We start from the raw sequence: 21,561 nt of genomic DNA, 5'->3' as shown, positions 1-21,561 counted from the left end.
GGGAGCTTAAAGGGGCAACGCACAAGTTCGCAGCAGAACTTGAACGTTGATGCTCAATCAGCGATCTGTCGACATCCGGCCAGGCATCCCGCGGTGGCCGCCCCCGCAGGGTGATCCAACCCGCCTCCACCACAAGCGACTTGCGCGACAGCGCCGCCTCCGGAGACCGCCGGAGCAGACGCGTTCCGGGCCCGTCGCGTACCGACCGCCCGACGGCGGATCCCGGGTCGAAACCCCGGCGCGGGCCCTTGCCCCGCGCGCCCCCGGGCCAGCGACTTTCACGGCTTGGCAATGCCCGTGCCAAGCGGGCCGAAAGGCCACGGGCGCGCAGGGCCCGCCGGTTCGACGCTCCCCCGCTCCGGGAGCACGGCATGTCGAATGTTCGAGCGGGCCCGACCGGTCCTGGTCGAACCACCCGCGCCGACTTCACCGCACGTCGGACACGGTGCCGGCACCGCCTGCGCCGGCGGCGTCCCCAGCCCGCCTCAGCCCACCGCGCCCGCGTGCAGGAGGTCGCGAGCGCGGGCGGCCAGGCCGTCGGCGCCGCACCGGACGGCCAGCTCCAGTCCCCGGGTCAGGGCGCTGCGGGCGGCCGGGGCGGCGCCCAGCGCCTCACCCAGGTCGACCAGGGCGATCGCGTGCTCGTACCGGGCGGGTGACCGCTCCAGGTGCCGGACGGCCTGCGCGAGCAGCCCGGCCGCGCGCGGCCGGTCGTGCACCGCCGCGCAGAGCCGCAGCGCGCTGCCGACGGCCGAGTCCGTCCCGGACTCCCGGGCGCGGCGGACGGCCTCCTCGGCGAGGTCACGGGCCCGGTCCGGCTGGTCGGGGGCGACCGCGCGCGCCAGGTGCCCGAGCCACGGCGCCCACACCGTGTTGCGCCACCCGCGCGCGTCCAGGGCCGCGCCGGCGGCGGTCAGCGTCGCGGCCGCGCCGGGCGCGTCGCCCCGGGCCAGCAGGAGGCGGCCGTACAGCGTGGGGGCGTCGGGCAGCACCATCACCGTCGGGTACGGCGGGCCGAAGGCGTGCTCGCGCGCCAGTTCCAGGGCCTCGGGGAGCCGGCCGCGCGCGGCCAGGGTCTCGGCCAGCGCCCCGACCGCGTCCCAGTGCAGCGGGACGCCCGGGCCTATCCGTTCGGCGATCCGCAGGGCCCGGCGCAGGTAGTCCTCCGCGTCCGCCAGGGCGCCGCAGCGGAACCGGAGCATGCCGGTGAGCAGGTAGGCGAAGCCGAGGTGGCCGCCGCTCCACCCGGCGACCTCGTACGCACGGACCGCCTCGGTGAACAGTTCCTCCGCCCGGTCGACCCGGTCGGCGTAGAGGTAGCTGATGCCGAGGATCCCGGGCAGCTCGAAACCCCAGGTGGTGTTGGTCCAGCCGAGACTGCGGGGCAGGCGGCCGTCCGGCAGCGCGGACTCGGCCAGGGCGATCGCCTCCTCGCGGTCCACCCCGCGCAGCGTGAGGTCCCAGCAGCGCAGCACGGCCACCGCATGGACCAGGCCGTTGTGTTCGAAGACGCCCTCGTCCGGGGCCGGTCCGCCGTCCGCGCCGGTACCGGTGGCGGTGGGGGCCGAGCCGCCGGCCCCGGTGTCGCTGAAGGCCAGTCCGACCGTTTCGAGCATCCGGTCGAACTCCGCGAGCCTCCGGGAGCGGCCCGGACCGTCCTCGTCCTCGGACTGGAACGCGGCGAACATGAAGTGGGCGACCTCCAGGCGCAGGCGGCCCGGGCCGGGGAGGGTGCGGGCGGCCTCCTCGGCGCACACCGCGGCGGCCTCGCCGAGCCGGTTGCTGTGGGCGAGGGCCTGGGCGAGCCGGAAGATCGCGTCCACCCGGAGCTCGGGGCCCAGCCCGTACGGGTCCGCGAGTGCCAGGCGCAGCTGGTTGACCGTGGTCGCCGGGTCGGTGAGCAGTGCCGAGCAGCCGAGTTCGTAGAGCACCGCGGCCCGGTCCTCGTCGGCGGGCGGTTCGCTGATGGCGCGGCGCAGGCAGCGCTGGGCCGCCTCGGGCGCGCCGATGGCCAGGTGCTCGCGGGCCGCCCGGCGCAGCTTGCCCACGATCTCGCCGTCGCCCTCGGGCAGGGTCTCCAGCAGGTGCCGGGACGCCGTCAGCAGGCCGAGGCCGGCGTTCTCGGTCTCGACGGCGGCCACCCCGTGCATCCCGGTGCGGGTGGCGGGCGGCATCGACTGGTAGACCGAGGTGGCGATCAGCGGGTGGACGAACTCCAGCCGGCCTCCCGGCGTGCTGGTGAGGACCCCGTGCCGGCGCAGCTCCCGGACGGACTCGGCGGCGGTGTCCGGGCCCTGGGCGCAGATGGCGGCGGCGAGGTCCGGGCGGATGTCGGTGCCCAGCATGGACGCCGCCCAGGCGAACTGCACGGTGGTCGGGCCGATCTTGTCCAGCCAGTGCCGGAGCGTCATTCCCCGGGCGCCGACGGCGAGTTCGCGCAGCTGCCCGGTGCTCTCCTCGACGGGGTCGAGCCGCTGGTCGAGCACCTCGCGCAGCAGGGCGGTGGTCTCGTACGGGTTTCCGGCCGTGACCGCCCAGACGTGGCGGCAGAAGACGTCCTCCGCCTGCGCGCCGAGGGCCGCGCGGACCAGGTGCGCGACCGAGGCCGGCTGGAGCGGCCGCAGTTCGTGCCGCCGGTCGGCTCTGCCGACCAGGCCGCGCTGCAGCGCCAGGGCCTCGTCGGGGAACTCGTCGCGGCAGGCGAACACCAGCAGGGCCGGCAGCTCCCGTGCGCGCACCGCGAGGCCCGCCAGCCAGCCGAGCGACTCGGGATCGGCCCAGTGCAGGTCGTCGACGATCACGGCCACCGGCGAGCGCTGCTGCACGAGGCGGGTGAGCACGAAGTCCAGTCCGTCGCGCACTCCCTGCGGGTCGAGCTGCCCTCCGGGCGGCATCAGGCCGACGGCCGGACCGACGATGTCCTCCCAGGGCCCGAACACCTGCGCCCGTTCCTCGCCGGACAGGGCCGCCAGCACCGGCTGCACCAGCTGGCGCACCACGTGGAACGGCTCGTGGCACTGCCGCTCCCCGCCCCGGGCCGACAGCACCGTGCAGCCCGCGCGCTTCGCCTCCCGTCGCACCTCGGTCAGCACGGCGGTCTTGCCCAGCCCCGCCGCGCCGGTGTACACCAGCAGTTCCCCGATCCCGGTACCGGCGGGCCGGGTGAGCGCCCCGACCGCCTGACCGGCCGACCGGATCTCGGCCTCGCGCTCGTGCAGCGGACAGCCCTCCCCGCCGGCCCCGCCGTCACCCCGGACCGCGGGCTCCCCTTCGGCCACCGCCGCCTCCAACTCGCTCGTCCACGGCCTTCGTTACCGATCCCGAGGCTACTGCTGAACGGGGCGCTCCGGTGCCGGCTTGACAATCCGTCCGGCCGCGGCCGTGGCGCCGCGACTCGCCGCCCTCGCCGCAACGCCGGCGGACTCGGCTCCGCCGGCCCTTTCCGGGCCGTCGAGCTGCTCGACCGCTGCCCTGCGGTCAGCCCGCGGCGCCGGCCGTGCGCGGCCGACGGCCCTCACGTTCCAGCCGGTGGTCCACCCACCGTCGGCCCGCGGCGGCCAGGGCGTCCAGGTGCGGGGCGTAGCCGAGACGCCTCCGGTGTTCGCGCACGCCCGCGATGACGACGGCGAAGGCGGTGATCGCCCCGGGACCGGCCGTGCTCCAGGCGGGGACCGTACCGGCCCACTCCTCGGCCTGCCGCGGGCTGTGTCCTTCGTGGATGAGGCGCAGCACCAGCGACGCGGTGTCGGTCCAGGAGGCGGCACGGGCGGGCCACGCCCAGTCGACGGCCCGGACCCGCCCGTCGTGGACGAGGAGATTGCCGGCGGACAGGTCCGTGTGGGCCAGCGTGTCGCCGTCGACCAGGCCGGGCGCCGCCGCCTCGATCCGCACGAGCTGCTCCAGGCGGGCCGTCGCCCAGGCGTCCAGCCGGTCGCGGTCGTGTTCGGCCATCAGGCGCCAGAGCCGGCGCTGCGCCAGCCGCGCGGCGAACGGCTGCGTCGGTACGGGCGGCGCCGGGGTGAGCCGTTCGACGAGGGTGACGAGGGCGGCCGCCACCGACGGCAGGTCGGGGGAGCCCGGGCGCAGATCGGCGTGGTGCCCGGGGAGGTGCTCGAATCCGAGCAGCAGCCATCCCCCGGTCTCGACCAGCCACTCCAGCCGGGGGGCGGCTCCCCGGAGGAGGGGATGCACCTCGGCCTCCTTCCGGTGCTTCCAGGCCTGCGGGTTCGCCGTCCGCACGGCTTTGCAGAAGACGTCGCCGTCCGAGGTGCGCAGGGTCGCCGCGAAGTCGGAGATCGTTCCCGCCGTGGCCGGTTCGGTGCCGGTCACCGGCCTGCCGATCGCGGCTTCGACGGCCACCCGCACGTCCCCAGGCAGCTCCGTCCAGTCCCAGGTCATCGGCGGTCCGTTCCCCGGTGGGGCGGACGGGTGGCGTCCCGGCGCGTCCGGTCAGAGGTCACCGGCGTGCTCCAGGTATCCGGGCAGCTCGGCGAAGTGCCCGATGACCCCGGTGCCCCCGGGAAGGTCGTCCGGCCGTGGCGACGACGTGACCAGGACGGCACGCATCCCGGACCTGACCGGCCCGATCGCGTCCTTGGCCGGGTTGTCCCCGACGAACAGGACGTTCCCGGGCGGACAGCCCGCCGCGCTCACCACCGCGTCGTAGAACAGCGGGTTCGGCTTGCGGACCCCGAGGGTGCTGGACAGGACCAGTGCGTCGAAGCAGTGGGCGATGCCGGCCGCCCCCAGGGTGCGGCGGCGCACGCTCTCGGGGCGTCGGGTGTCACAGGCCAGTACGCACACCAGCCCGCGCCCGTGCAGCCGGCGCAGCGCGTCCGCGGCCCGCGGGTCCACCTCGGCATCGGGCACCGCGGTGAACACGGCCTCGTACGCGGCCCCCGGATCGGGGATCACGGCCCCGCACGCGTGCGCGCTGCGCCGCAGCAGGTCGGTGAACCGGCTCTGGGTGAGGTGTGCCCGGTCCTCCTCCCGGGCCCGGCGGCTGACCAGGTCGAAGGCGTCGGGGAAGCCGTCCGGCACGACGGTCGTGCCGAGGCCGTGCAGGACCCGGGCGACGGTGGTCCCGTCCGGTTGCGGGCCCGGGTGCGCCAGGGTGTCGCCGAAGTCCAGCGCCAGTGCGCGGATCCTGGCCATGCTCGACACCGTCCTTTCAGGTCGTCCGCCGGTGTTCTCCGCGGCCGGTGCGGCCGGTGCGCGTTCCGCGCGTGCGGCCGGGCGGTGCGGGTGCGTCACGGCACGACGAGGGTCTTTCCGAGGTGGCGGCCGGTGGTCTGTTCCCGAAGGAGGCCGGGCAGCTCGACGAGGCCGACCTGCCTGGCGATCATGCGCTCGATGCGGTGCGGTGCGATGGCCGGTCCGGCGAGGTCGCCGAGGGCCGCTTCGAAGTCCGCGGGCACGGTGCCGTAGGTGCCCGCGATGCGGACCTCCCTCCCCTGCCAGCGGGTCGTGACGATGCCCTCGCGGCGGCGTACCGTGTCCAGGTCGCAGTCCAGGCCCGGAAGCGAGTCGCCGGGCGCCGTACCGCCGTAGAGCAGGAGCAGGCCGCCCCGCATGGTCATCCGCAGCGCCTCACGGAGGACGTCGGGGTGGATGAAGCTGGTCGCGAGGACGGCGACGTCCAGTGCACCGGCCGGTACGGACGCGGTCGGGACGATCGGGACGTCGACGATCCCCCGCTCCCGCAGGAACGCCCGGCGGTCCGGGGTCCGGTTGGTGAGGACGACGTCGAGGCCCATCGTCCGGGCCAGGGCGGCGATGAGCACGCCGGCGGCTCCTGCCCCGAGGACGCCGAGCCGCACGCCGGCCAGGTCGCGGTCCAGGTGGCGGGCGGCTCTGGCGAGGCAGTGCCGCGCGCATGCCAGCGGTTCCGTGAAGACCAGCGTGCGCGCCGGGATGTGACGCTGCACGGCCGGCAGCGCGGCGCCGAGGCGGTCGGCCGGGCCGGCCGCCCACATCGTGGTGGCGAAGCCCGTGCTCCGTTCGATCGCGACGTTCGGGTCGAGGGTGACCCGCTGTCCCGGCGGGAGGCCCGGGAGCGTGGACTCCTCGACCACCCCGACCAGCTCGTGCCCGAACTGGCTCACGCCGTACCGGCTTCCGGCGACCTCCTTGAGGTCCGACCTGCAGACCCCGGCCAGTTCGATCCGGACGCGCACCGCGTGTTCGCCCGGCGGGCGTTCGGGCAGACCGGGGTCGAACCTCGGACCGCCCGGCTCCAGCACCACCCGCATCAGAGGGCTTCCAGGGCTTCGCCGAACCTGTCCGCGACCAGATGGGCCTCGGCGGGCGTCAGGACGAGCGGCGGGCGCACCTCGATGACGTTGCCGAGGCCGTGCTCGGAGACCCGGGTGAGCACGCCCCGCCCCTCCAGAGCGCGGTGGTAGGCGTGCGCCTGCGCGACGGCCTTGCCGCCGTCGGGTTCCACCAGCTCCACCCCCAGCATCAGGCCGAGGCCGCGGACGTCGCCGATGACCGGGTGGTCCTGTTGCAGCCCGCGCAGGCGGTCGAGCAGGACGGCCCCGCTGGCGCGGACGTTCTCCAGGAAGCCGGGCCGCTGCACGATCTCCAGGGTCTTCACCGCCGCGGCCGCCGACAGGTTGTGCCCGCCGTAGGTGAAGCCGTGCAACGAGCGGTCCCAGTCGGCCATCCGCTCCTCGGTCAGGATCGCGGCGAGCGGAAGGCCGCTGCCGGTCAGTCCCTTGGCGAGGGTCATGACGTGCGGCTGCACACCGAAGTGGTCGGCGGCGAACATCTCACCGGTGCGGCCGAACCCGGTCTGGATCTCGTCGAAGATCAGGACGATCTCACGGGCGTCGCAGAACGCCTTCAGTTCCCGGAGGTAGCCCGGCGGCGGGACGACGTTGCCACCCGCTCCGCTGATCGGTTCCATGATCACGCAGGCCACGCTGCCGGAACTGGCGTAGTCGATGAATTCCTCGATCCGCTGCACGCACAGCATCCCGCACACGTCCGGCGTCTGCCGGTAGAAGCAGCGGAAGCAGTACGGCCCGGGAACCTGCACCCCGCCGGGGAACCGGTACGGGAAGGGCGCCCGCATCCTGCTGGTGCCGTTGAGGCCCGCCGCGGCGAGCGTCTGGCCCACGTGGCCGCGGAACGGCACGATCACGTCGCGCCGCCCGGTGTGGTGCTGGGCGATCTTGACCGCGCCCTCGTTCGCCGTGGAGCCGCCCGAGCTGCGCAGGTTCACCCGGGTCAGATTGGCGGGGCTGATCCTGACCAGCTCCCGCATCACCCGGTTGGTCGCCTCGGTCTGGAACGAGGAGCCCGCGAACAGCAGTTCCTCCGACTGGGCCCGGATCGCGGCGACCACCTCCGGATGGCCGTGGCCCAGCAGCAGGTTGAACGTGCCCGAGACGCAGTCGAGGTACTCCCGGCCCGCATCGTCCCAGCAGCGCACGCCCTCGCCCCGGACCAGCACGGCGTCACCGAGACGGTACTGCGCCACCTGCCGGGGGTCGGCCGCGACCTCACTCATGACGGCCCCGCGAATCGGCGTCCAGGGCGTCGAGCTGCGAGCGCACCCAGGCTTCCAGGGTCCACGGCTCGGCGGCCTCACGGCGGCGCCCGGCGGCCTCGGCCCGCAGCGCGGCCGGGGCGGTCAGGGCGGCGGCGATGGCCTCGGCCTGCTCGACCAGGTCGAACGGGTTGACGGTGCGGCAGACGTCGCCGAGCACCTCGGCCGCGCCGCACGTCTCGGACAGCACCACGTCGGCGTCGCGCTCGTTGACCAGCGGCGCCTCGAAGGCGCTCAGGTTCTGCCCGTCGACCGTGGAGTTGAACACCAGCAGGTCGGCGCGCCGGAAGCTGCCGAGGGTGTGCTCGACGTGGTTGTCGCAGTGCCGGCGCACGGTGTCCGCGCCCAGATCGGCGTTGACCTCCGCGATGGCCGCCTCCACCCGGCGGACGTAGTCGGCGTTGGCCCCGACGTACAGCCGGTTCGGGTTCATCCGCACCAGCATCCTGGTGTCGCGCAGCCTCGGGTCGGAGCGCACCGCCAGCCCGAACGCCCGCACGGCGCGCTCGGCGTTCTTGATCGGGTCGGTCCGTCCGCTGTGCACGACCAGCGGTCGGTCGCCCACCCATGCGGCGATGTCGTCCGGAAGCCCGGGGGTGCGGCCGGCGAGGGTCAGCGGACTGTAGCCGAGCGGCATGGTCCGGACACGGGTGACGACGCCCCGGCGGCGGACGAGGCCGCGCTCCCGGTCGACCTCGGCGTCGGGGATCAGGTCGGCGACGCAGTCGAGGAAGTTGCGGCACCACCGGTCGGCGAAGAACCCGATCGTGGTCGCGGGCAGCATGCCCTCCAGCAGGCCGACCCGGAGGCGCTTCGGCAGCACGCGCCAGTAGTCCGGCGACGGCCACGGAATGTGGACGAACATCAGGATCGGTGCGTCGGGCCGCTGTTCGCGCAGCCTCCGCGGGACGCCGACGAGCTGGTAGTCGTGCACCAGGTACAGCGGCTCCGGCGAACCGGCCGAGCTCTTCAGCAGCGCGTCCGCGAAGTCGCGGGTGAACTCGTCGAAGCACTCCATCGCCCGGTACGTCCCGCGGTCGAAGGTGGGCGTCGTCCAGGAGTCCCAGCCGTGGTTGTTGGCCGCCCAGAGCAGTTCGGCGGTGAAGAGGTTCTGCACCACCTCGAAGGTCCTGCGGTCGTGGCGCAGCAACTGGACGCGGATCCGCCGGCCGGAGCCGAGGCCGAGTCCGATGCCGTCCGGGTTCTCGGCGGCGGCCCGGTGGTCGTCGTCCGTGTCGGCGCTGGCGATCCAGGACACGTCGAGCACCCCCGCCTGCTCGGCGACCACGTTCCCCGTGCCGCCCGGTGCGAGCCAGGGACGCAACTCGCCGGTGCCGGGATCGGGTGCGTAGGTCACCGCGGCCCGCTTGCTGGCCAGATAGATCTGATGCTCCGTCATCGGCTCTCCTCTTCCTGGATGATGAGCCTGGTGCTGGCTTCGAGCACGTCCACCGGGTCGAGCCCCGCCAGTTCGGGCAGGTGCGCGGCGCGCTCGCTGTGCAGGCAGGCGTTGCGCGGACGGCACGCGTACACGGTGCTGTGCTTCGGCAGGGTGCGGACCAGGGCCGGGTCCCGGCCGCAGCACGCGGCGATGTGCCGCGCCCAGGCGAGCCGGCTCACCCTCCTCGGCCCGCCGAGGTGGACGACGCCGGTGTGCGCGGACCCGAGCAGGGCGGTGGTCCACTCGGCGACGTCGTCGATCAGCACCGGGCTGTTCCAGTGGTCGTCCGGTACGGCCACCGGCCGGCTCCTGCTCAGCTGCTGTGCACAGGTGGTGAAGAAGTTCGGCCGCAGACCGTCGCGGTCCCAACCGTAGACGAGGCTCACCCTCAGGACGAGGACGTCGCCGGTGGCCAGCAGCGTGTCCTCGGCGGCGAGTTTCGCGCGGCCGTAGGCGTTGGCGGGCTCGGCGCGGTCGGACTCGCCGTAGCTGCTCCTGCTCCCGGGGAAGACGTTGTCGGTGGAGATCAGCAGCGCCCTGCGGCTCCCGAGCGCCTCCGCCAGGTACCGGGCGCCGCCGCGGTGGGCCGCCATCGCCTGCCCGGGATTGGCCTCGCACCAGGTGATGTCGGACGGGCCGTGGGCGACGACGACGGCGTCCGGTGCGGTCGCGGCGAAGAGCGCGTGGACGGAACGGCGGTCCCCCACGTCGACGGGATGCCAGCCGAGCCGCCGGGCCTGCGCCGTGGCGGGCCGGCGGCGCGAGCTGAGGGTGACGGTGTGCCCGAGCGCGCCGAGCCGCCCGCCCACCCGGCCGGCGAGGTAGCCCGCGCCGACGACCAGGACGCGAAGCCGGTCGCCTGCCGGAAGCCGGTTGCCTGTCATGCGTCTCCTCCAGTCGGGCCTGCCGGGAGCCGGCCCAGCAGCCGGCCACCCGCCGCCACGAACACCCCGCCGAGCGCCACCGTGCCGAGCGCCGCGGACAGGCCGACCGCGCCGGCGAGGGTGCCGACCAGCGGCGGACTGACCAGGAATCCGGCATAGGACACGGTCGTCACGGCGGAGATCGTCCGTGCGCGCCGCCCGGGCTCGACGCTGCGTCCGACCGCCGAGAGCAGTGTGGGCACCACGGGCGCCAGTCCGCACCCGGCGACCACGTAGCCCGCCACGGCCCACGGCACGTTCCAGGCGGCCGCGCCGACGGCGAGACCGGCTCCGCCGACGGCCCCCCCGACCCAGACCAGCGTGCCGTCCGACAGCCTCGCCCCCTGCCACTGGGCGAGCATGCGTCCCGCGGACAGTCCGGCCATGTAGGCCGCCGGTCCGAGGCTCGCGAGCAGCGGGCCCGCGCCGAGCTGCTGCACCAGGTGGATCGCACCCCACTGCTCCACGCTGTTCTCCATCAGGAGCGCGACGGCGCCCACCGCCCCGAGTGCCAGCAGGAGCCCGGTCATCTGCCGACGCCGGTCCGCGGCGGGAGGCGGCTCCTCCCAGCCGCGCCGGTCGATCGCGAGGACCGCGCTCAGGCCGACCAGCACCGAGACCGCCGTCAGCACCGCTCCCGGGGAGGCGCCGAGGTAGCGCGCCAGGCCGGCGGCGGGCGCGGCGACCACCATCGCCAACGGGGTCGCCGCGTGCACCTTGTTGAACAGCCGCCGGCCGTCCCTGGCCTCCTGGGCGCCCAGCGTCGCGTTGAGTCCCACCTCGACGCCGCCGCTCGACGCCCCGAGCAGCAGCAGGGCGCCGACGAAGGCGGCCTGCGACCCGGCGAGCCCCACCAGCAGAACGCTCACGCCGAAGAGCGCCGTGACCACGGGCAGGGTGTACTGCGCAAGCCGGTGGGCCAGCGGCCCGGTGAGCAGCATCGCCGGCACCGCGGCGACGGGGATCGCGAACAGGGACAGGCCGAGCTGCTGGTCGCTCAGCGAGAGTTCCGCCTTGATCCCGGGGAGCAGCGCGGCCCAGGCACCCCAGAACAGACCCCAGCTGACGGCCGGCGCCAGCAGTCCGAGCACTCCGCCACTTCGCCGCACAGGCGTTCCGTCCGCTCAGAGGGCGTCCCGTCACCGTCGACAGGACCTGCCGGGCCGATCCGGTTAGCGTGAGCCCCAAGGACCGACGGAGAGCGACCATGCAGGTGCGAACGGTGAGGAACTGGGTGATCGACGCCGGGGGCAGCTGCACCACGGCACTACTGGACGACGGGACCCGGTGGCGGGAGGGCTCGGTGAACCCCGCTTCGGTCGGGGACCAGGCCGCCGACCACGCCCTGCTCGGGCTGCTGCGCGCCATCGCCCGCCGTCTGGGCGGCGGGCGGTCGACCGGCTGGCTGGCGACCGCCGCGGTCGACGCCGACGAGCCGCAGCGCGAGCTCGACCGGCTGGCCCGTCTGGCGGAACGGTCCGGCCTCACCGGCACCCTGGTGATCTCGCGGGACATCGTCCCGCTGCTCCTCGCTCCCCCGCTCGGGGGAAGGGGCGTGGCCGTGGTCTGCGGGACGGGTTCGGGCTTCCTCGCGAGCGACGGAATCCGCCCGCCCGCCTCGGCCGGCGGCTGCGAGTACCTGGGCAGCGACGAGGGCAGCGCGTTCGCCCTCGGCCTGGACGGCCTGCGCGCGGCCGTCCGGGGCGCCGACGGCCGGGGCACGCCGACGGCGCTCGGCCGGGCACTGGCCGAACACACCGGGTCCCCGGTACCCGAGCTGGCCCGCCGGCTCGCCACCGAGCCCTTTCCCAAGGCCGCGGTGGCCGCGCTCTGCGCCGTCGTCTGCCGCTGCTGGCTGGACGGCGACGCCGTGGCGGCCCGGGTGGTGCGCACCGCGCTCGGGGAACTCGTCCGCGGGGTGCGCGCGGTCCGCGACGCGGCGGGGCTGACGGACGGCTGGTCGGCGGCCCTCGGAGGCGGGGTCTTCCACGGCTGCCCGGCCTTCGCCGAGGCGCTGCGCCGGCGGATCGTGACCGAGCTCGGCGCCGACCGCCCGCCCGTGGTCGTCGACGACCCGGTCCGCGCGGTGCTCGCGGCCCTGCGCGCGCACGAGCACGGCCCGCCCGCGTCCCTGGCCGGGCGCTGGGTGTGGCAGAGACCGCTGGGCGGAGGAGAGACGCGATGACGCACGGACCGATCACCCTGGGGCTGTGCCTGGCGGCGCTCGCACCCCTCGGCCTGGAGGAGGCGCTGCGGGTCGCCGCCCGGAGCGGCGTCGGCGTGGTCGACCTGCCGGCCGACCGCGCGTTCCGGCTGGTCGACGCCGACCGGCTGGACGATCCGGGCCACCACCGCACGGTGCGGTCGGCGCTCGGCACGGCCGGGATCGAGGTGGGTTGCGTCAGCAACAGCCGTGACACTCAGGTCCTGCTCGGACCGCACGGCCCCCACACCGATGCGGTGCTGGCGGGCCCGGCCGAGGCCAAGCGGGCGTACGGACTGCGGGCCGCGCTCGGCACCGTCCGGTTGGCGGCCGGAGTCGGCGCCCCGCAGGCCAGGCTGATGCTCGGGGTGCCGGACCTCGGCCGCTGGCTGTCGTGGTGGGGCAGCGGGGTGAGCTGGCAGGACAACATCGAGGCGTGGGCGCGGGCGGCGGCGCCGGTGCTCGAACTGGCCGACCGTCTGGGTGTGCAGGTCCTGGTGGAGCCGCACCCGAAGCAGGTGGTCTACGACCCGGCGAGCGCGAGGGCGCTGCTCACCGCCGTCCCCGCGGTACGGCTCTGCCTCGACCCGGCGAACCTCGCCGCGGTGGGCCACGACCCGGTGGCCGCCGTACGGGGCTGGGACGGCCGCGTGGCCGCCGTGCACGCCAAGGACCTCGAACTGTGGCGCGACCCGAGGAATCCGCAGGGAGCCGGCTGGGCCCGCTACGGTCCGGGGCCCGCGATCCGCTTCCGGGCGCTCGGCTCCGGTGAACTGCCCTGGCACTCGGTGGTGGCGGCGCTGCTCGACGAGGGCTACCGCGGGGTGGTCTACGTGGAGCACGAGGACGCGCTCCTGCCGACGGAACAGGGCGTGGCGAACTCCCTGGCGGTGCTGCGGGGCCTGCTGCCGGAGACCGCCGCCCAGGGGAGGACGTGGTGAGCACGGACGGAGTGCGCGGCGCCCTCCTGGCGGGCGGCGTGGGCGAACGCATGGGACCGCTGACCGCGAGGACGTGCAAACCGCTCGTCCCGTACGCGGCGTCCTGCCGACTGGTCGACTTCAGCCTGGCGAACGCCGTCCGCTCCGGGCTGCCCGAGGTCGTGCTGCTCTCCCTGCACCGCGAGTCCGACCTGGTGCGTCATGTGCTCGCGCACTGGGACGGCCACCCGGGCACCAGGCTGCACTTCGGCCCCCACGACCGGCTGGTCCGCGGCGGCGGCGGACCGGCTCCCGGCCGCCCCCTGCCGAAGCGCCCGGCCGAACGCGGCACCGCGGACGCGCTCCTGGCCAACGCGGAGCACCTCTTCGCACCGGGCGCGCGCGACCTGCTCGTCCAGCACGCCGACCACGTCTACGTCTTCGACTACGGGCCGATGGTGGCCGCACACCGTGCGTCGGGGGCGCACTGCACCATCGGCGTCCAGCGCGTCGAGCGCAGGTACGTGAAGTTGTTCGGAATGGTCGAGGTGGACGCCGGGCTGCACGTGCGCGCACTCGTCGAGAAGCCGTCGGACCCGACCTCGGACCTCGTCTTCACGGCCTTCTGCCTGTTCCGCATCGACGCCCTCCAGGAGGTGCTCCACGAACTGGCGGCCGGCGGTGACGACCACTGGCAGCACGACATCAGCCGTGACGTGCTGCCCCGCATGATCGCGCAGGGCCGCCCGGTCCGGGCGTTTCCGGTCGCCGGCTACTGGGCGGACATCGGCACCGTCGACCGCTACCACGCCGAGCAGCTGAAACTGCTGCGGCGGCCGTACCCGATCCCGCCCGGGACGCTTCCCCGCACCCTGCGCGGGGCCGCACCGCGCTTCGTGCCGGCGTCGGGAAGCCTGCTCGGCACGGAACCCCCCGGGGACGCGGTGGTCGAGCAGAGCGTGCTGCACCCGGGCTGCCGGATCGAACGGGGGGCGCGCGTGCTCCGCTCGGTGGTGCTTCCCGGCGCGACGGTGGCCCGGGGCGTAACCGTACGGGACAGCATCGTGCTGGCCGACGAGCAGCTGACGGCCGACCGCGAGGGGCTGGCGGTCAGCCGGATCGATCCAGGGCACGGTTCAGTTCCTCCGAGGTGATGAACGAGGTGTGCGTGCCGGCCGAGCGGACGGCGTGCGCCCCGGCCAGCGAGCCCGCCCTGGTGCACGTCTCCCAGTCCCGCCCGGACAGCCAGCCGTGGAGGAACCCGGCCACGTAACTGTCGCCGGCGCCGTTGGTGTCCACGACCTCCGCCGCCGGCACCGCGACCGGTGGCACGTGCCGCACCGGCTGACCGGGCAGCTTCAGATAGCTCCCGCGGCCGCCCGCCATGACGACCACGGCCTTGGCCCGGCCCCGGCCCAGGATGGCGTCGGAGACCTCCTCGATCCGGTCGCCGATGGCTCCGGCGGAGAGGAACACCAGGTCGGCACCGTAGGCGAAGTCCTCCCGGTACTCGTCCCGCCCGTCCCAGTTGTGCAGATCGGTGGAGGTGGACAGCCCCGCGTCGACCGCGTCCGCCAGCGCGTGCCGCGCCCAGTCGACGAGTGAGAGGTGTGCGTGCCGGGTGCGGCCCAGGGCTTCCCGGTAGAGGTCCGGGCTCACCGTCATGCCCGGCGGATGACGGCCGTCGTAGAGCGAGATCCTCACGCCCTGCGGGTCCACCAGGTTGACACTGCGCCGGGTACCGCTGGGGTGGATCAGGTGGGTGAAGGACAGCCCGGCCTCCGCGTAGCGGGCCAGCACGAGCCGGCCCTCGGGATCGTCGCCGATCACGTCCGCGAAGTGCGTCCGCAGGCCGAGGAAGTGGCAGCCCAACGCCACGCCGTTGCCGGTGTGCCCGACGTACCGCCGGATGGGCGGCACCTTGATCGTCTCCCGCTCGGGTAACGGAAGCCGCGGCACCCGGACGATGGTGTCCACGCCGACTCCGCCCACCACGACGACGTCCCACTCAGTCATCCGGCCCCCCGGGGGCGTCCGCCTCGGCGATCAGCGCCCGGTGGATCTCCTCGTCGGTCACGTCGTCGGCGACCACCGTCTCACCGAGCTCCACGGGGAGGACGAAGCGGATGTGCCCGTCGCGGATCTTGCGGATCTGGCCCAGGGCGTTCAGCGTCTCGACCGGATCGACCCGGACCGGGAGGTCGGAGATCACGACGGGCAGGCCGACCTCCCGGAGGAGCCCGGTGATCCGCCGCAGCAGCGCCGGGGCCAGCAGCCCGCGGCTCCGGGCGATCCGGGAGGCGCAGGCCATTCCGTACGCGACCGCCTCGCCGTGCAGCACGTGCCCGTACCCGGCGACGGTCTCCACGGCGTGGCCGACGGTGTGGCCGAAGTTCAGCGGTCTCCGCAGGTCCTCCTCGTACGGGTCCTTGGCGATCAGCCGGCACTTGATCACGCTCGCGCCGTGCACCAGCCGTGCGGTTGCCACCGGGTCGGCGCTGAGGAGGTCGGCGTGCCGCTGCTCGATGAGCTCGAACAGCTCGGGCGAGGCGATGACCCCCTTCTTGATCGCCTCGGCGAGCCCCGCCCTCAGGTGGCGGCGGTCCAGCGTGCGCAGGTAGCCGACGTTCGAGACGACCGCCGAGGGCTGGTAGAACGAACCGATCAGGTTCTTCGCCGAGGCGTGGTCGACGGCGACCTTGCCGCCCAGTGCCGCGTCGACGTGGGCCAACAACGTGGTGGGCACGTTGATGTAGGGCACGCCCCGCATGTAGGCGCTCGCCACCCAGCCGACGGTGTCGATCACCACGCCGCCGCCCACGGCCAGGACCACGTCCCGGCGGGCCAGCGCACTGCCCGCCAGCCAGTCCAGCAGCCGGGCCGCCGTTGCCAGGCTCTTGCTGTTCTCCCCGGCGGGGAAGGAGGTCATCGCCACCGTCAGCCCCGCGTCGGTGAGGCGGTCGGCGAGCCGCCGGGCGTGCAGCAGCGCCACCGAGTCGTCGGTGATCAACGCCACCCGCCGGCCGCCGATCTCCGAGCACAGCCGGTCCACGGCGCCCTGCTCGTCGTGGCACACGTGGACGGCGTACTCGTAGCTCCGACGCGCCGAGGCGACGATCGGGCCGTCCGAGTCCCGTGGCAACGCAAGCCGTTCTGAAATCCTGACGCATTCGGCCAAGCTTCACCGCCTTCAGACCTGCCGCATGGCGCGCCGACCGGGAAAACCGGTCCGAAGATAGCGCGCCGCGGGCCGATCGGTTCGTACATTTACTGGTTCCCGACGAGTCGTCACACGGATGGGGATCGGCCCGTTCATCGGATCGTCCGATGACCATCCCGCGGCAGGTGTCGAGCACGGCCCGCCACGGGTGGTCGCCGACCCGGTCGCCGGGCGCGTCCGGCACTTCGGCGGTGGCGCCGGCGGCGGCCCCGCCCACGGAGGGCCGCTACCAGTCCACGGGCCCGGTCTGCACGGCGCCCGGCGGGAGCGGCTGCTCGGCCCAGATGATCTTGCCCTCCGAGGTGTACCGGACGCCCCAGCGTTCGGTGAGGCGGGCGACGAGGAACAGGCCGCGGCCGCCCTCGTCCTCCGCGACGGCGTAGCGCAGGTGCGGGGCGGTGCTGCTGGTGTCCGAGACCTCGCAGATCAGCGCGCGGTCGTACAGGAGCCGCACCTTGATCGGTCCGGTCGCATAGCGGATGGCGTTGGTCACCAGCTCGCTGAGCACCAGCTCGGTGACGAAGACGGCCTCGTCGAGGCCCCACTCCGTGAGCCGGCGGGTGGCCTCGGCACGGGCCCGGGCCACGGCCTCGGGGTTCGAGGCCACCTCCCACGCGACGGTCCGGTCGGGCTCCAGCACGCGGGTGCGGGCGACGAGCAGGGCGATGTCGTCGGTCTGGCGTTCGGGCAGCAGGGCGTCGAGCACGGCCTCGCAGGTCTCCTGCGGCGATCGGCCGGGGCGGGCGAGGACCGACGTCAGGACGTCCAGGCCGACGCCGATGTCGCGGGTACGGTCCTCGACGAGGCCGTCGGTGTAGAGGACGAGGCTGCTGGCCCGTGGCAGCCGCACCTCCGCGGCCTCGAAGGGCAGCCCGCCCAGACCGAGCGGCGGACCGGCGGGGAGGTCGAGCAGCTCCACCGTGCCGTCCGGGTGGACCACGACCGGCGGCGGATGCCCGGCCCGGGCCAGGGTACAGGTGGCGGTGCTGGGGTCGTAGATCGCGTAGAGGCAGGTGGCGCCGGTGATCGCGGGCTCGCCCCCGGCCTCGGCCGTCTCCTGGTCGATGTGGGCGACCAGTTCGTCCAGGTGTCCGAGGAGCTCGTCCGGCGGCAGGTCGAGGGCGGAGAAGTTCTGGACCGCGGTGCGCAGGCGGCCCATCGTCGCCGCCGCGTGCAGGCCGTGGCCGACCACGTCGCCGACGACGAGCGCGACCCGGGCGCCCGGCAGCGGGATCACGTCGAACCAGTCGCCGCCCACCCCGGCCTGCGCGGGCAGGTAGCGGAAGGCGATGTCGACGGCGCTCTGCTCGGGCACCGCGCGCGGCAGCAGGCTGTGCTGCAGGGTGACGGCCATCGTGTGCTCGCGCGTGTAGCGGCGGGCGTTGTCGACGGACACGGCGGCCCGGGCGGCCAGCTCCTCGGCGAGGGACAGGTCGTCCTCCTCGAACGGGCCCCTGTCCCGGCCGCGCCAGAAGCAGGCGACGCCCGTCAGCACACCCCGCGCCGTCAGCGGGACGGCGATCAGCGACACCAGGCCGTACTCCAGCACCGCCTGCGTCCGCTCGGCGTCCTGCTTGCGCCAGCCGGCGTCGGCCGCCAGCTCGGGGACCAGCGCGGACCGCCCGCTGACGAAGCCCTCCGCCTGCGGGGTGCTCCCGGCCCACCGGACCAGCGTCCCCTGGCGGTACAGCGGCGAGTCGTCGGGAACGCCGCTGAGCGCCACCCTCCGCAACACCACCGGGGCGTCGGCCGCCAGGGTCTGCGGTTCCTCGCCGCGCAGGACCGCTTCGGCGAGGTCGACGGTGGCGTAGTCGCAGAACTCCGCGGCGGCCAGGTCGGCGAGCTCCTCCGCGGTGCGCCGGACGTCCAGGGTGGTACCGATCGCCATGCTCGCGTCGTACAGCAGCCTGAGCCGGCCGCGGGCGACCTCGGCCCTCCCGGCGAGGGCGCGCAGCTCGGTGGAGTCGCGCAGGGTGGTGACGCTGCCGGACGGGCCTCCCGCACTGTCGATCGGGCGGTTGTTGACGGCCAGCATCCGGTCGCCGACGGGGAGTACCTCGTCGGTGACCTCACGGTCGGAGAGCAGCAGGTCCTCCGTGCGGGCGGCGAGGCCGAGATCGCTGACGGCGCGCCCCTCCACGTCGGGGGGCAGGTCGAGCAGCAGGCGCGCCTCGTCGTTGGCGAGCAGGATGCGGCCGTCGCCGCTGCCGATGACCACGCCCTCGCGCACCGCGTGCAGCACCGCGTCGTGGTGCTCGTACATGCGGGTCATCTCCTCCGGCCCCAGGCCGTGGGTCTGCCGCAAGAGACGCCTGCCCACCAGCGCGGTACCGGCCGTGGCCAGTCCGAGCGCGACGGCGCCCGCGCCCAGGACGACCGGCAGCTGGCGGTTGATCGCACTGCTCACGTTGGCGACCTTCACCCCGGAGGACACGATGCCCACGACCGCGCCGTTGGCGTCCTTCACCGGGACCACCACCTGGTACTCGTGGCCGAGCGGGCCGTGCACCTGCTCGACGGTGACCCCGCCGTTCAGCGACGGCCCGATGGTGCCGACGAACTGCTTGCCGATCTGCGCGGGATCGGGGTGGGTGTAGCGGATGCCGTTCCGGTCGGTGACCACGATGAAGTCGACCCCGGCCGCCATGCGGGCGGATTCGGTCAGCGGCTGGAGCACCGCGCTGGGATCGGGGCCCTGCATCGCCTCCACCAGACCCGGGCCGTGGGCGAACGACTGGGCCGCGGCGAGCGAGCGGTCGCGCGCCGCGTCGTAACGATCGCTGCGGGACTGGATCAGCAGCGCGACGACGGCCGCCACCACCAGCAGCAGCACGATCAGCACCTGCAGGACGAACATCTGCCCGGCGACGCTGCGGATGCTCATCATCGACCGCAGGCTCTGCGGCGACGGCTCCCGCGGCGCCGGGGGTGGAGGTCGCCGCCCACGACGGCTGCCCGGTCGGTGCCGGGGCAACCGGAAAGGGCGGCCCGCGTCTTTGGCCATACGCCCATGGTCCCGCGCAGGGCACGAGGAGGACACACGACGCGGGTCGGAGCTCGCACGGGAGCCGCTGCAGGTGCCGCGGCCCCTCAGGTGCCGCGTGCACCGCCCGGGCGACGGACCGGACCACCGGCAACGCAACGTCGCCGGCGCCGCACTCTCCGCGCGCGGGCCGCCCCGGGCACCCACGGGTGTCCGGGGCGGCCCGGCGCCCTGGGGGCCGGCCGCTCGGCGGCGGCGTCAGTAGGTGGTGATGCCGGGGTCGGAGAGGCCGGGGGCGCCGGTCTCGACGTGGCCGGCGAGGCGGCGCACGAAGTCGCCGGTGCCGCTGGAGGTGACGGTCACGTCGTACCAGTGGCGGCAGGCGCTCAGGTCGACGATGTACGCGAGGGTGGTGCCGCGACGGACCGTGACGGTCTGCGGCGTGCCGCCGTAGGCGTTGGCCACCGTGAGGACGGCGTCGGCGCCCGTGTTGGTGAAGGTCAGATCGAGGTTGCCGGTGGTCGGGTTGTGGCGGGCGGTGACCTCGGGCCCGGCGGTCGTGCCGGGGTTGCGGAAGCGGCGCAGGAAGCCGTTGGGTCCGTGGACGGTCAGGTCGGTGACGCCCTTGGAGTACGTGGTGTTCCACGCGTCCGAGATCGTCTTGCCCGCCTCCGCGGTGTACGTCCACGGTCCGTCGGTGCGGTTGGGCGAGGTCACCAGGAACTGGGCGCCCGCCGAGCTGCCCGCGCTGAAGGTGAGGCGGTACTTGCCGGTGGCGGTGTCGGCCGAGCCGTCCACGTACGGCGCGTACTTCAGCGGGCGGGTGGGCCTGGCGCCCGGCTCCTGCTTCGGCATGGTGCCGGTGGCGGGCGGGGTGGGCACGTAGTCCGGGTGCCGGACGCGGTCCGGCGGGAGGTAGGCGGCGGTGGAGGGCAGCGTCGCCGGCGTCGCGTTGGACGCGGTGAAGTCGAAGGCGGAGGTCAGATCGCCGCAGATCGCACGCCGCCAGGGCGAGATGTGGGGCTCCGCCACGCCGAAGCGGCGCTCCATGAACCGGATGATCGAGGTGTGGTCGAAGGTCTCCGAGCAGGCGTAGCCGCCGGTGCTCCACGGGGAGACGACGAGCATCGGCACCCGCTGGCCGAGACCGTACGGCCCCGCGGAGTAGCCGATGCTGCCGGCGTACTGGTCGGCGGTGGTCGCCACGGTCGACAGGCCCTGGGAGGCGGAGGCGGGCGGGAACGGCGGCACCACGTGGTCGAAGAAGCCGTCGTTCTCGTCGTAGGTGATGAACAGCGCGGTGCGGGCCCACACGTCGGGGTTGGAGGTCAGCGCGTCCAGCACCTGCGAGATGTACCAGGCACCGTAGTTCGCCGGCCAGTTGGGGTGCTCGGTGAAGGCCTCGGGGGCGGCTATCCAGGAGACCTGCGGCAGCGTGCCGACCTGGACGTCGCGCCGCAGGAGGTCGAACAGGCCGTCGCCCGCCTTGGCGTTGGTGCCGGTGCGGGCCTTGTCGTACAGCGGGCAGCCGGGCTTGGCGTTGCGGTAGTTGTTGAAGTACAGGAGCGAGTTGTCGCCGTAGTTGCCGCGGTAAGCGTCGCCGATCCAGCCCCACGAGCCGGCCGCGTCCAGGCCGTCGCCGACGTCCTGGTAGATCTTCCAGGAGATCCCGGCCTTCTCCAGCCGCTCGGGGTAGGTCGTCCAGCTGTACCCGGCCTCCTGGTTGCCGAGGACCGGGCCGCCTCCGGTGCCGTCGTTGCCGGTGTACCCCGTCCACATGTAGTAGCGGTTGGGGTCGGTGGAGCCGATGAACGAGCAGTGGTAGGCGTCGCAGAGGGTGAAGGCGTCGGCGAGCGCGTAGTGGAACGGGATGTCGTCGCGGGTCAGGTACGCCATGGTGGTGGCCGTCTTGGCCGGGACCCACTGGTCGTACTTGCCGTTGTTGAACGCCTTGTGACCACCGGCCCAGTCGTGGTTCAGGTCCTGGATGAACTGCATCCCCAGGTTGTTGGCCTGGGGCCGGAACGGCAGCACCTCCTTCTTGGCGGCGTCCGTCTGGTGCCACACCGACTTGCCGCTCGGCAGGGTCACCGGGCGGGGATCGCCGAAGCCGCGGACGCCCTTCATCGTTCCGAAGTAGTGGTCGAACGAACGGTTCTCCTGCATCAGCACGACGATGTGCTCGACGTCCTGGATGGTGCCGGAACCCCCGGCCGGGGCGATGGAGGCGGCTCGCGCGATGCTCTGCGACAGCGACGAGAACGCGGCGGTCGCGCCGGCGAGTTGGAGGAAGCGGCGACGGTTCAGCTCTGCCAT

The 21,561-nt window shown here is 74.2% G+C and carries 15 protein-coding genes; 3 read left to right on the top strand and 12 right to left on the bottom strand.

The window, feature by feature from the left end; all coding sequences use genetic code 11:
- Positions 1-485: 485 nt before the first annotated feature.
- The 8 genes from J5Y04_RS26825 to J5Y04_RS26790 form a co-directional block, all read right to left on the bottom strand.
- Complete coding sequence (locus tag J5Y04_RS26825) at positions 486-3,278, bottom strand: AAA family ATPase (protein WP_209414966.1); 2,793 nt, start codon at positions 3,276-3,278, stop codon at positions 486-488.
- Positions 3,279-3,477: 199 nt separating this feature from the next.
- Complete coding sequence (locus J5Y04_RS26820; protein ID WP_209414965.1) at positions 3,478-4,398, bottom strand: phosphotransferase; 921 nt, start codon at positions 4,396-4,398, stop codon at positions 3,478-3,480.
- A 51-nt stretch (positions 4,399-4,449) separates the two neighbouring features.
- Positions 4,450-5,154 (bottom strand): HAD family hydrolase, encoded by a 705-nt coding sequence (locus tag J5Y04_RS26815; protein ID WP_209414964.1) that lies wholly within the window; start codon positions 5,152-5,154, stop codon positions 4,450-4,452.
- A 95-nt stretch (positions 5,155-5,249) separates the two neighbouring features.
- Complete coding sequence (locus tag J5Y04_RS26810; RefSeq protein ID WP_245205471.1) at positions 5,250-6,251, bottom strand: medium chain dehydrogenase/reductase family protein; 1,002 nt, start codon at positions 6,249-6,251, stop codon at positions 5,250-5,252.
- Positions 6,251-7,516: an aspartate aminotransferase family protein gene (locus tag J5Y04_RS26805; protein WP_209414963.1), complete on the bottom strand. Its 1,266-nt coding sequence runs from the start codon at positions 7,514-7,516 to the stop codon at positions 6,251-6,253. The genes J5Y04_RS26810 and J5Y04_RS26805 overlap by 1 nt, the downstream gene beginning before the upstream one ends.
- A complete protein-coding gene (locus tag J5Y04_RS26800) occupies positions 7,509-8,954 on the bottom strand; it encodes a trehalose-6-phosphate synthase (RefSeq protein ID WP_209414962.1) in 1,446 nt (481 codons plus the stop codon). Before J5Y04_RS26800 ends, J5Y04_RS26805 begins: the two co-directional genes overlap by 8 nt.
- Entirely contained in the window at positions 8,951-9,880 is a 930-nt protein-coding gene (locus J5Y04_RS26795; protein WP_209414961.1) for a sugar nucleotide-binding protein, read from the bottom strand. Before J5Y04_RS26795 ends, J5Y04_RS26800 begins: the two co-directional genes overlap by 4 nt.
- Positions 9,877-11,010: a hypothetical protein gene (locus J5Y04_RS26790; protein WP_209414960.1), complete on the bottom strand. Its 1,134-nt coding sequence runs from the start codon at positions 11,008-11,010 to the stop codon at positions 9,877-9,879. The genes J5Y04_RS26795 and J5Y04_RS26790 overlap by 4 nt, the downstream gene beginning before the upstream one ends.
- A 116-nt stretch (positions 11,011-11,126) precedes the next feature.
- Between J5Y04_RS26790 and J5Y04_RS26785 the strand changes: the two genes are divergently transcribed.
- The 3 genes from J5Y04_RS26785 to J5Y04_RS26775 are packed head-to-tail and all read left to right on the top strand — an operon-like array spanning position 11,127 to position 14,196.
- The gene (locus J5Y04_RS26785; protein ID WP_209414959.1) at positions 11,127-12,104 is read left to right on the top strand and encodes a BadF/BadG/BcrA/BcrD ATPase family protein; all 978 of its coding nucleotides are present in this window, start codon (positions 11,127-11,129) and stop codon (positions 12,102-12,104) included.
- Positions 12,101-13,063: a sugar phosphate isomerase/epimerase gene (locus J5Y04_RS26780; protein WP_209414958.1), complete on the top strand. Its 963-nt coding sequence runs from the start codon at positions 12,101-12,103 to the stop codon at positions 13,061-13,063. The genes J5Y04_RS26785 and J5Y04_RS26780 overlap by 4 nt, the downstream gene beginning before the upstream one ends.
- Positions 13,060-14,196, top strand: coding sequence for a sugar phosphate nucleotidyltransferase (locus tag J5Y04_RS26775; protein WP_209414957.1), 1,137 nt, complete (start codon positions 13,060-13,062; stop codon positions 14,194-14,196). Before J5Y04_RS26780 ends, J5Y04_RS26775 begins: the two co-directional genes overlap by 4 nt.
- Here J5Y04_RS26775 and J5Y04_RS26770 read toward each other — a convergent pair.
- From J5Y04_RS26770 to J5Y04_RS26755, 4 genes are all read right to left on the bottom strand, one after another.
- Complete coding sequence (locus J5Y04_RS26770) at positions 14,153-15,058, bottom strand: carbohydrate kinase family protein (RefSeq protein WP_209414956.1); 906 nt, start codon at positions 15,056-15,058, stop codon at positions 14,153-14,155. The two genes, J5Y04_RS26775 and J5Y04_RS26770, sit on opposite strands and share 44 nt — an antisense overlap.
- Positions 15,051-16,184 carry a 3-dehydroquinate synthase gene (aroB, locus tag J5Y04_RS26765; RefSeq protein WP_245205470.1) on the bottom strand — a complete coding sequence of 378 codons (1,134 nt, stop codon included), beginning with the start codon at positions 16,182-16,184 and terminating at the stop codon, positions 15,051-15,053. Before aroB ends, J5Y04_RS26770 begins: the two co-directional genes overlap by 8 nt.
- A 304-nt stretch (positions 16,185-16,488) precedes the next feature.
- Entirely contained in the window at positions 16,489-19,149 is a 2,661-nt protein-coding gene (locus tag J5Y04_RS26760) for a SpoIIE family protein phosphatase (RefSeq protein WP_245205469.1), read from the bottom strand.
- A gap of 354 nt (positions 19,150-19,503) precedes the next feature.
- Entirely contained in the window at positions 19,504-21,561 is a 2,058-nt protein-coding gene (locus J5Y04_RS26755; RefSeq protein WP_209414953.1) for a phosphocholine-specific phospholipase C, read from the bottom strand.

The sequence above is a fragment of the Kitasatospora sp. RG8 genome (assembly GCF_017813315.1).
In the GTDB taxonomy this organism is placed as follows: domain Bacteria; phylum Actinomycetota; class Actinomycetes; order Streptomycetales; family Streptomycetaceae; genus Kitasatospora.
This window is presented reverse-complemented; position numbering and strand designations above follow the sequence as displayed.

Coding starts and splice junctions, on each gene's coding strand:
- J5Y04_RS26820 (WP_209414965.1), bottom strand. CDS start 4,398: ATGACCTGGGACTGGACGGAGCTGCCTGGGGACGTGCGGGTGGCCGTC.
- J5Y04_RS26815 (WP_209414964.1), bottom strand. CDS start 5,154: ATGGCCAGGATCCGCGCACTGGCGCTGGACTTCGGCGACACCCTGGCG.
- J5Y04_RS26810 (WP_245205471.1), bottom strand. CDS start 6,251: ATGCGGGTGGTGCTGGAGCCGGGCGGTCCGAGGTTCGACCCCGGTCTG.
- J5Y04_RS26805 (WP_209414963.1), bottom strand. CDS start 7,516: ATGAGTGAGGTCGCGGCCGACCCCCGGCAGGTGGCGCAGTACCGTCTC.
- J5Y04_RS26800 (WP_209414962.1), bottom strand. CDS start 8,954: ATGACGGAGCATCAGATCTATCTGGCCAGCAAGCGGGCCGCGGTGACC.
- J5Y04_RS26795 (WP_209414961.1), bottom strand. CDS start 9,880: ATGACAGGCAACCGGCTTCCGGCAGGCGACCGGCTTCGCGTCCTGGTC.
- J5Y04_RS26785 (WP_209414959.1), top strand. CDS start 11,127: ATGCAGGTGCGAACGGTGAGGAACTGGGTGATCGACGCCGGGGGCAGC.
- J5Y04_RS26780 (WP_209414958.1), top strand. CDS start 12,101: ATGACGCACGGACCGATCACCCTGGGGCTGTGCCTGGCGGCGCTCGCA.
- J5Y04_RS26770 (WP_209414956.1), bottom strand. CDS start 15,058: ATGACTGAGTGGGACGTCGTCGTGGTGGGCGGAGTCGGCGTGGACACC.
- J5Y04_RS26760 (WP_245205469.1), bottom strand. CDS start 19,149: ATGATGAGCATCCGCAGCGTCGCCGGGCAGATGTTCGTCCTGCAGGTG.
- J5Y04_RS26755 (WP_209414953.1), bottom strand. CDS start 21,561: ATGGCAGAGCTGAACCGTCGCCGCTTCCTCCAACTCGCCGGCGCGACC.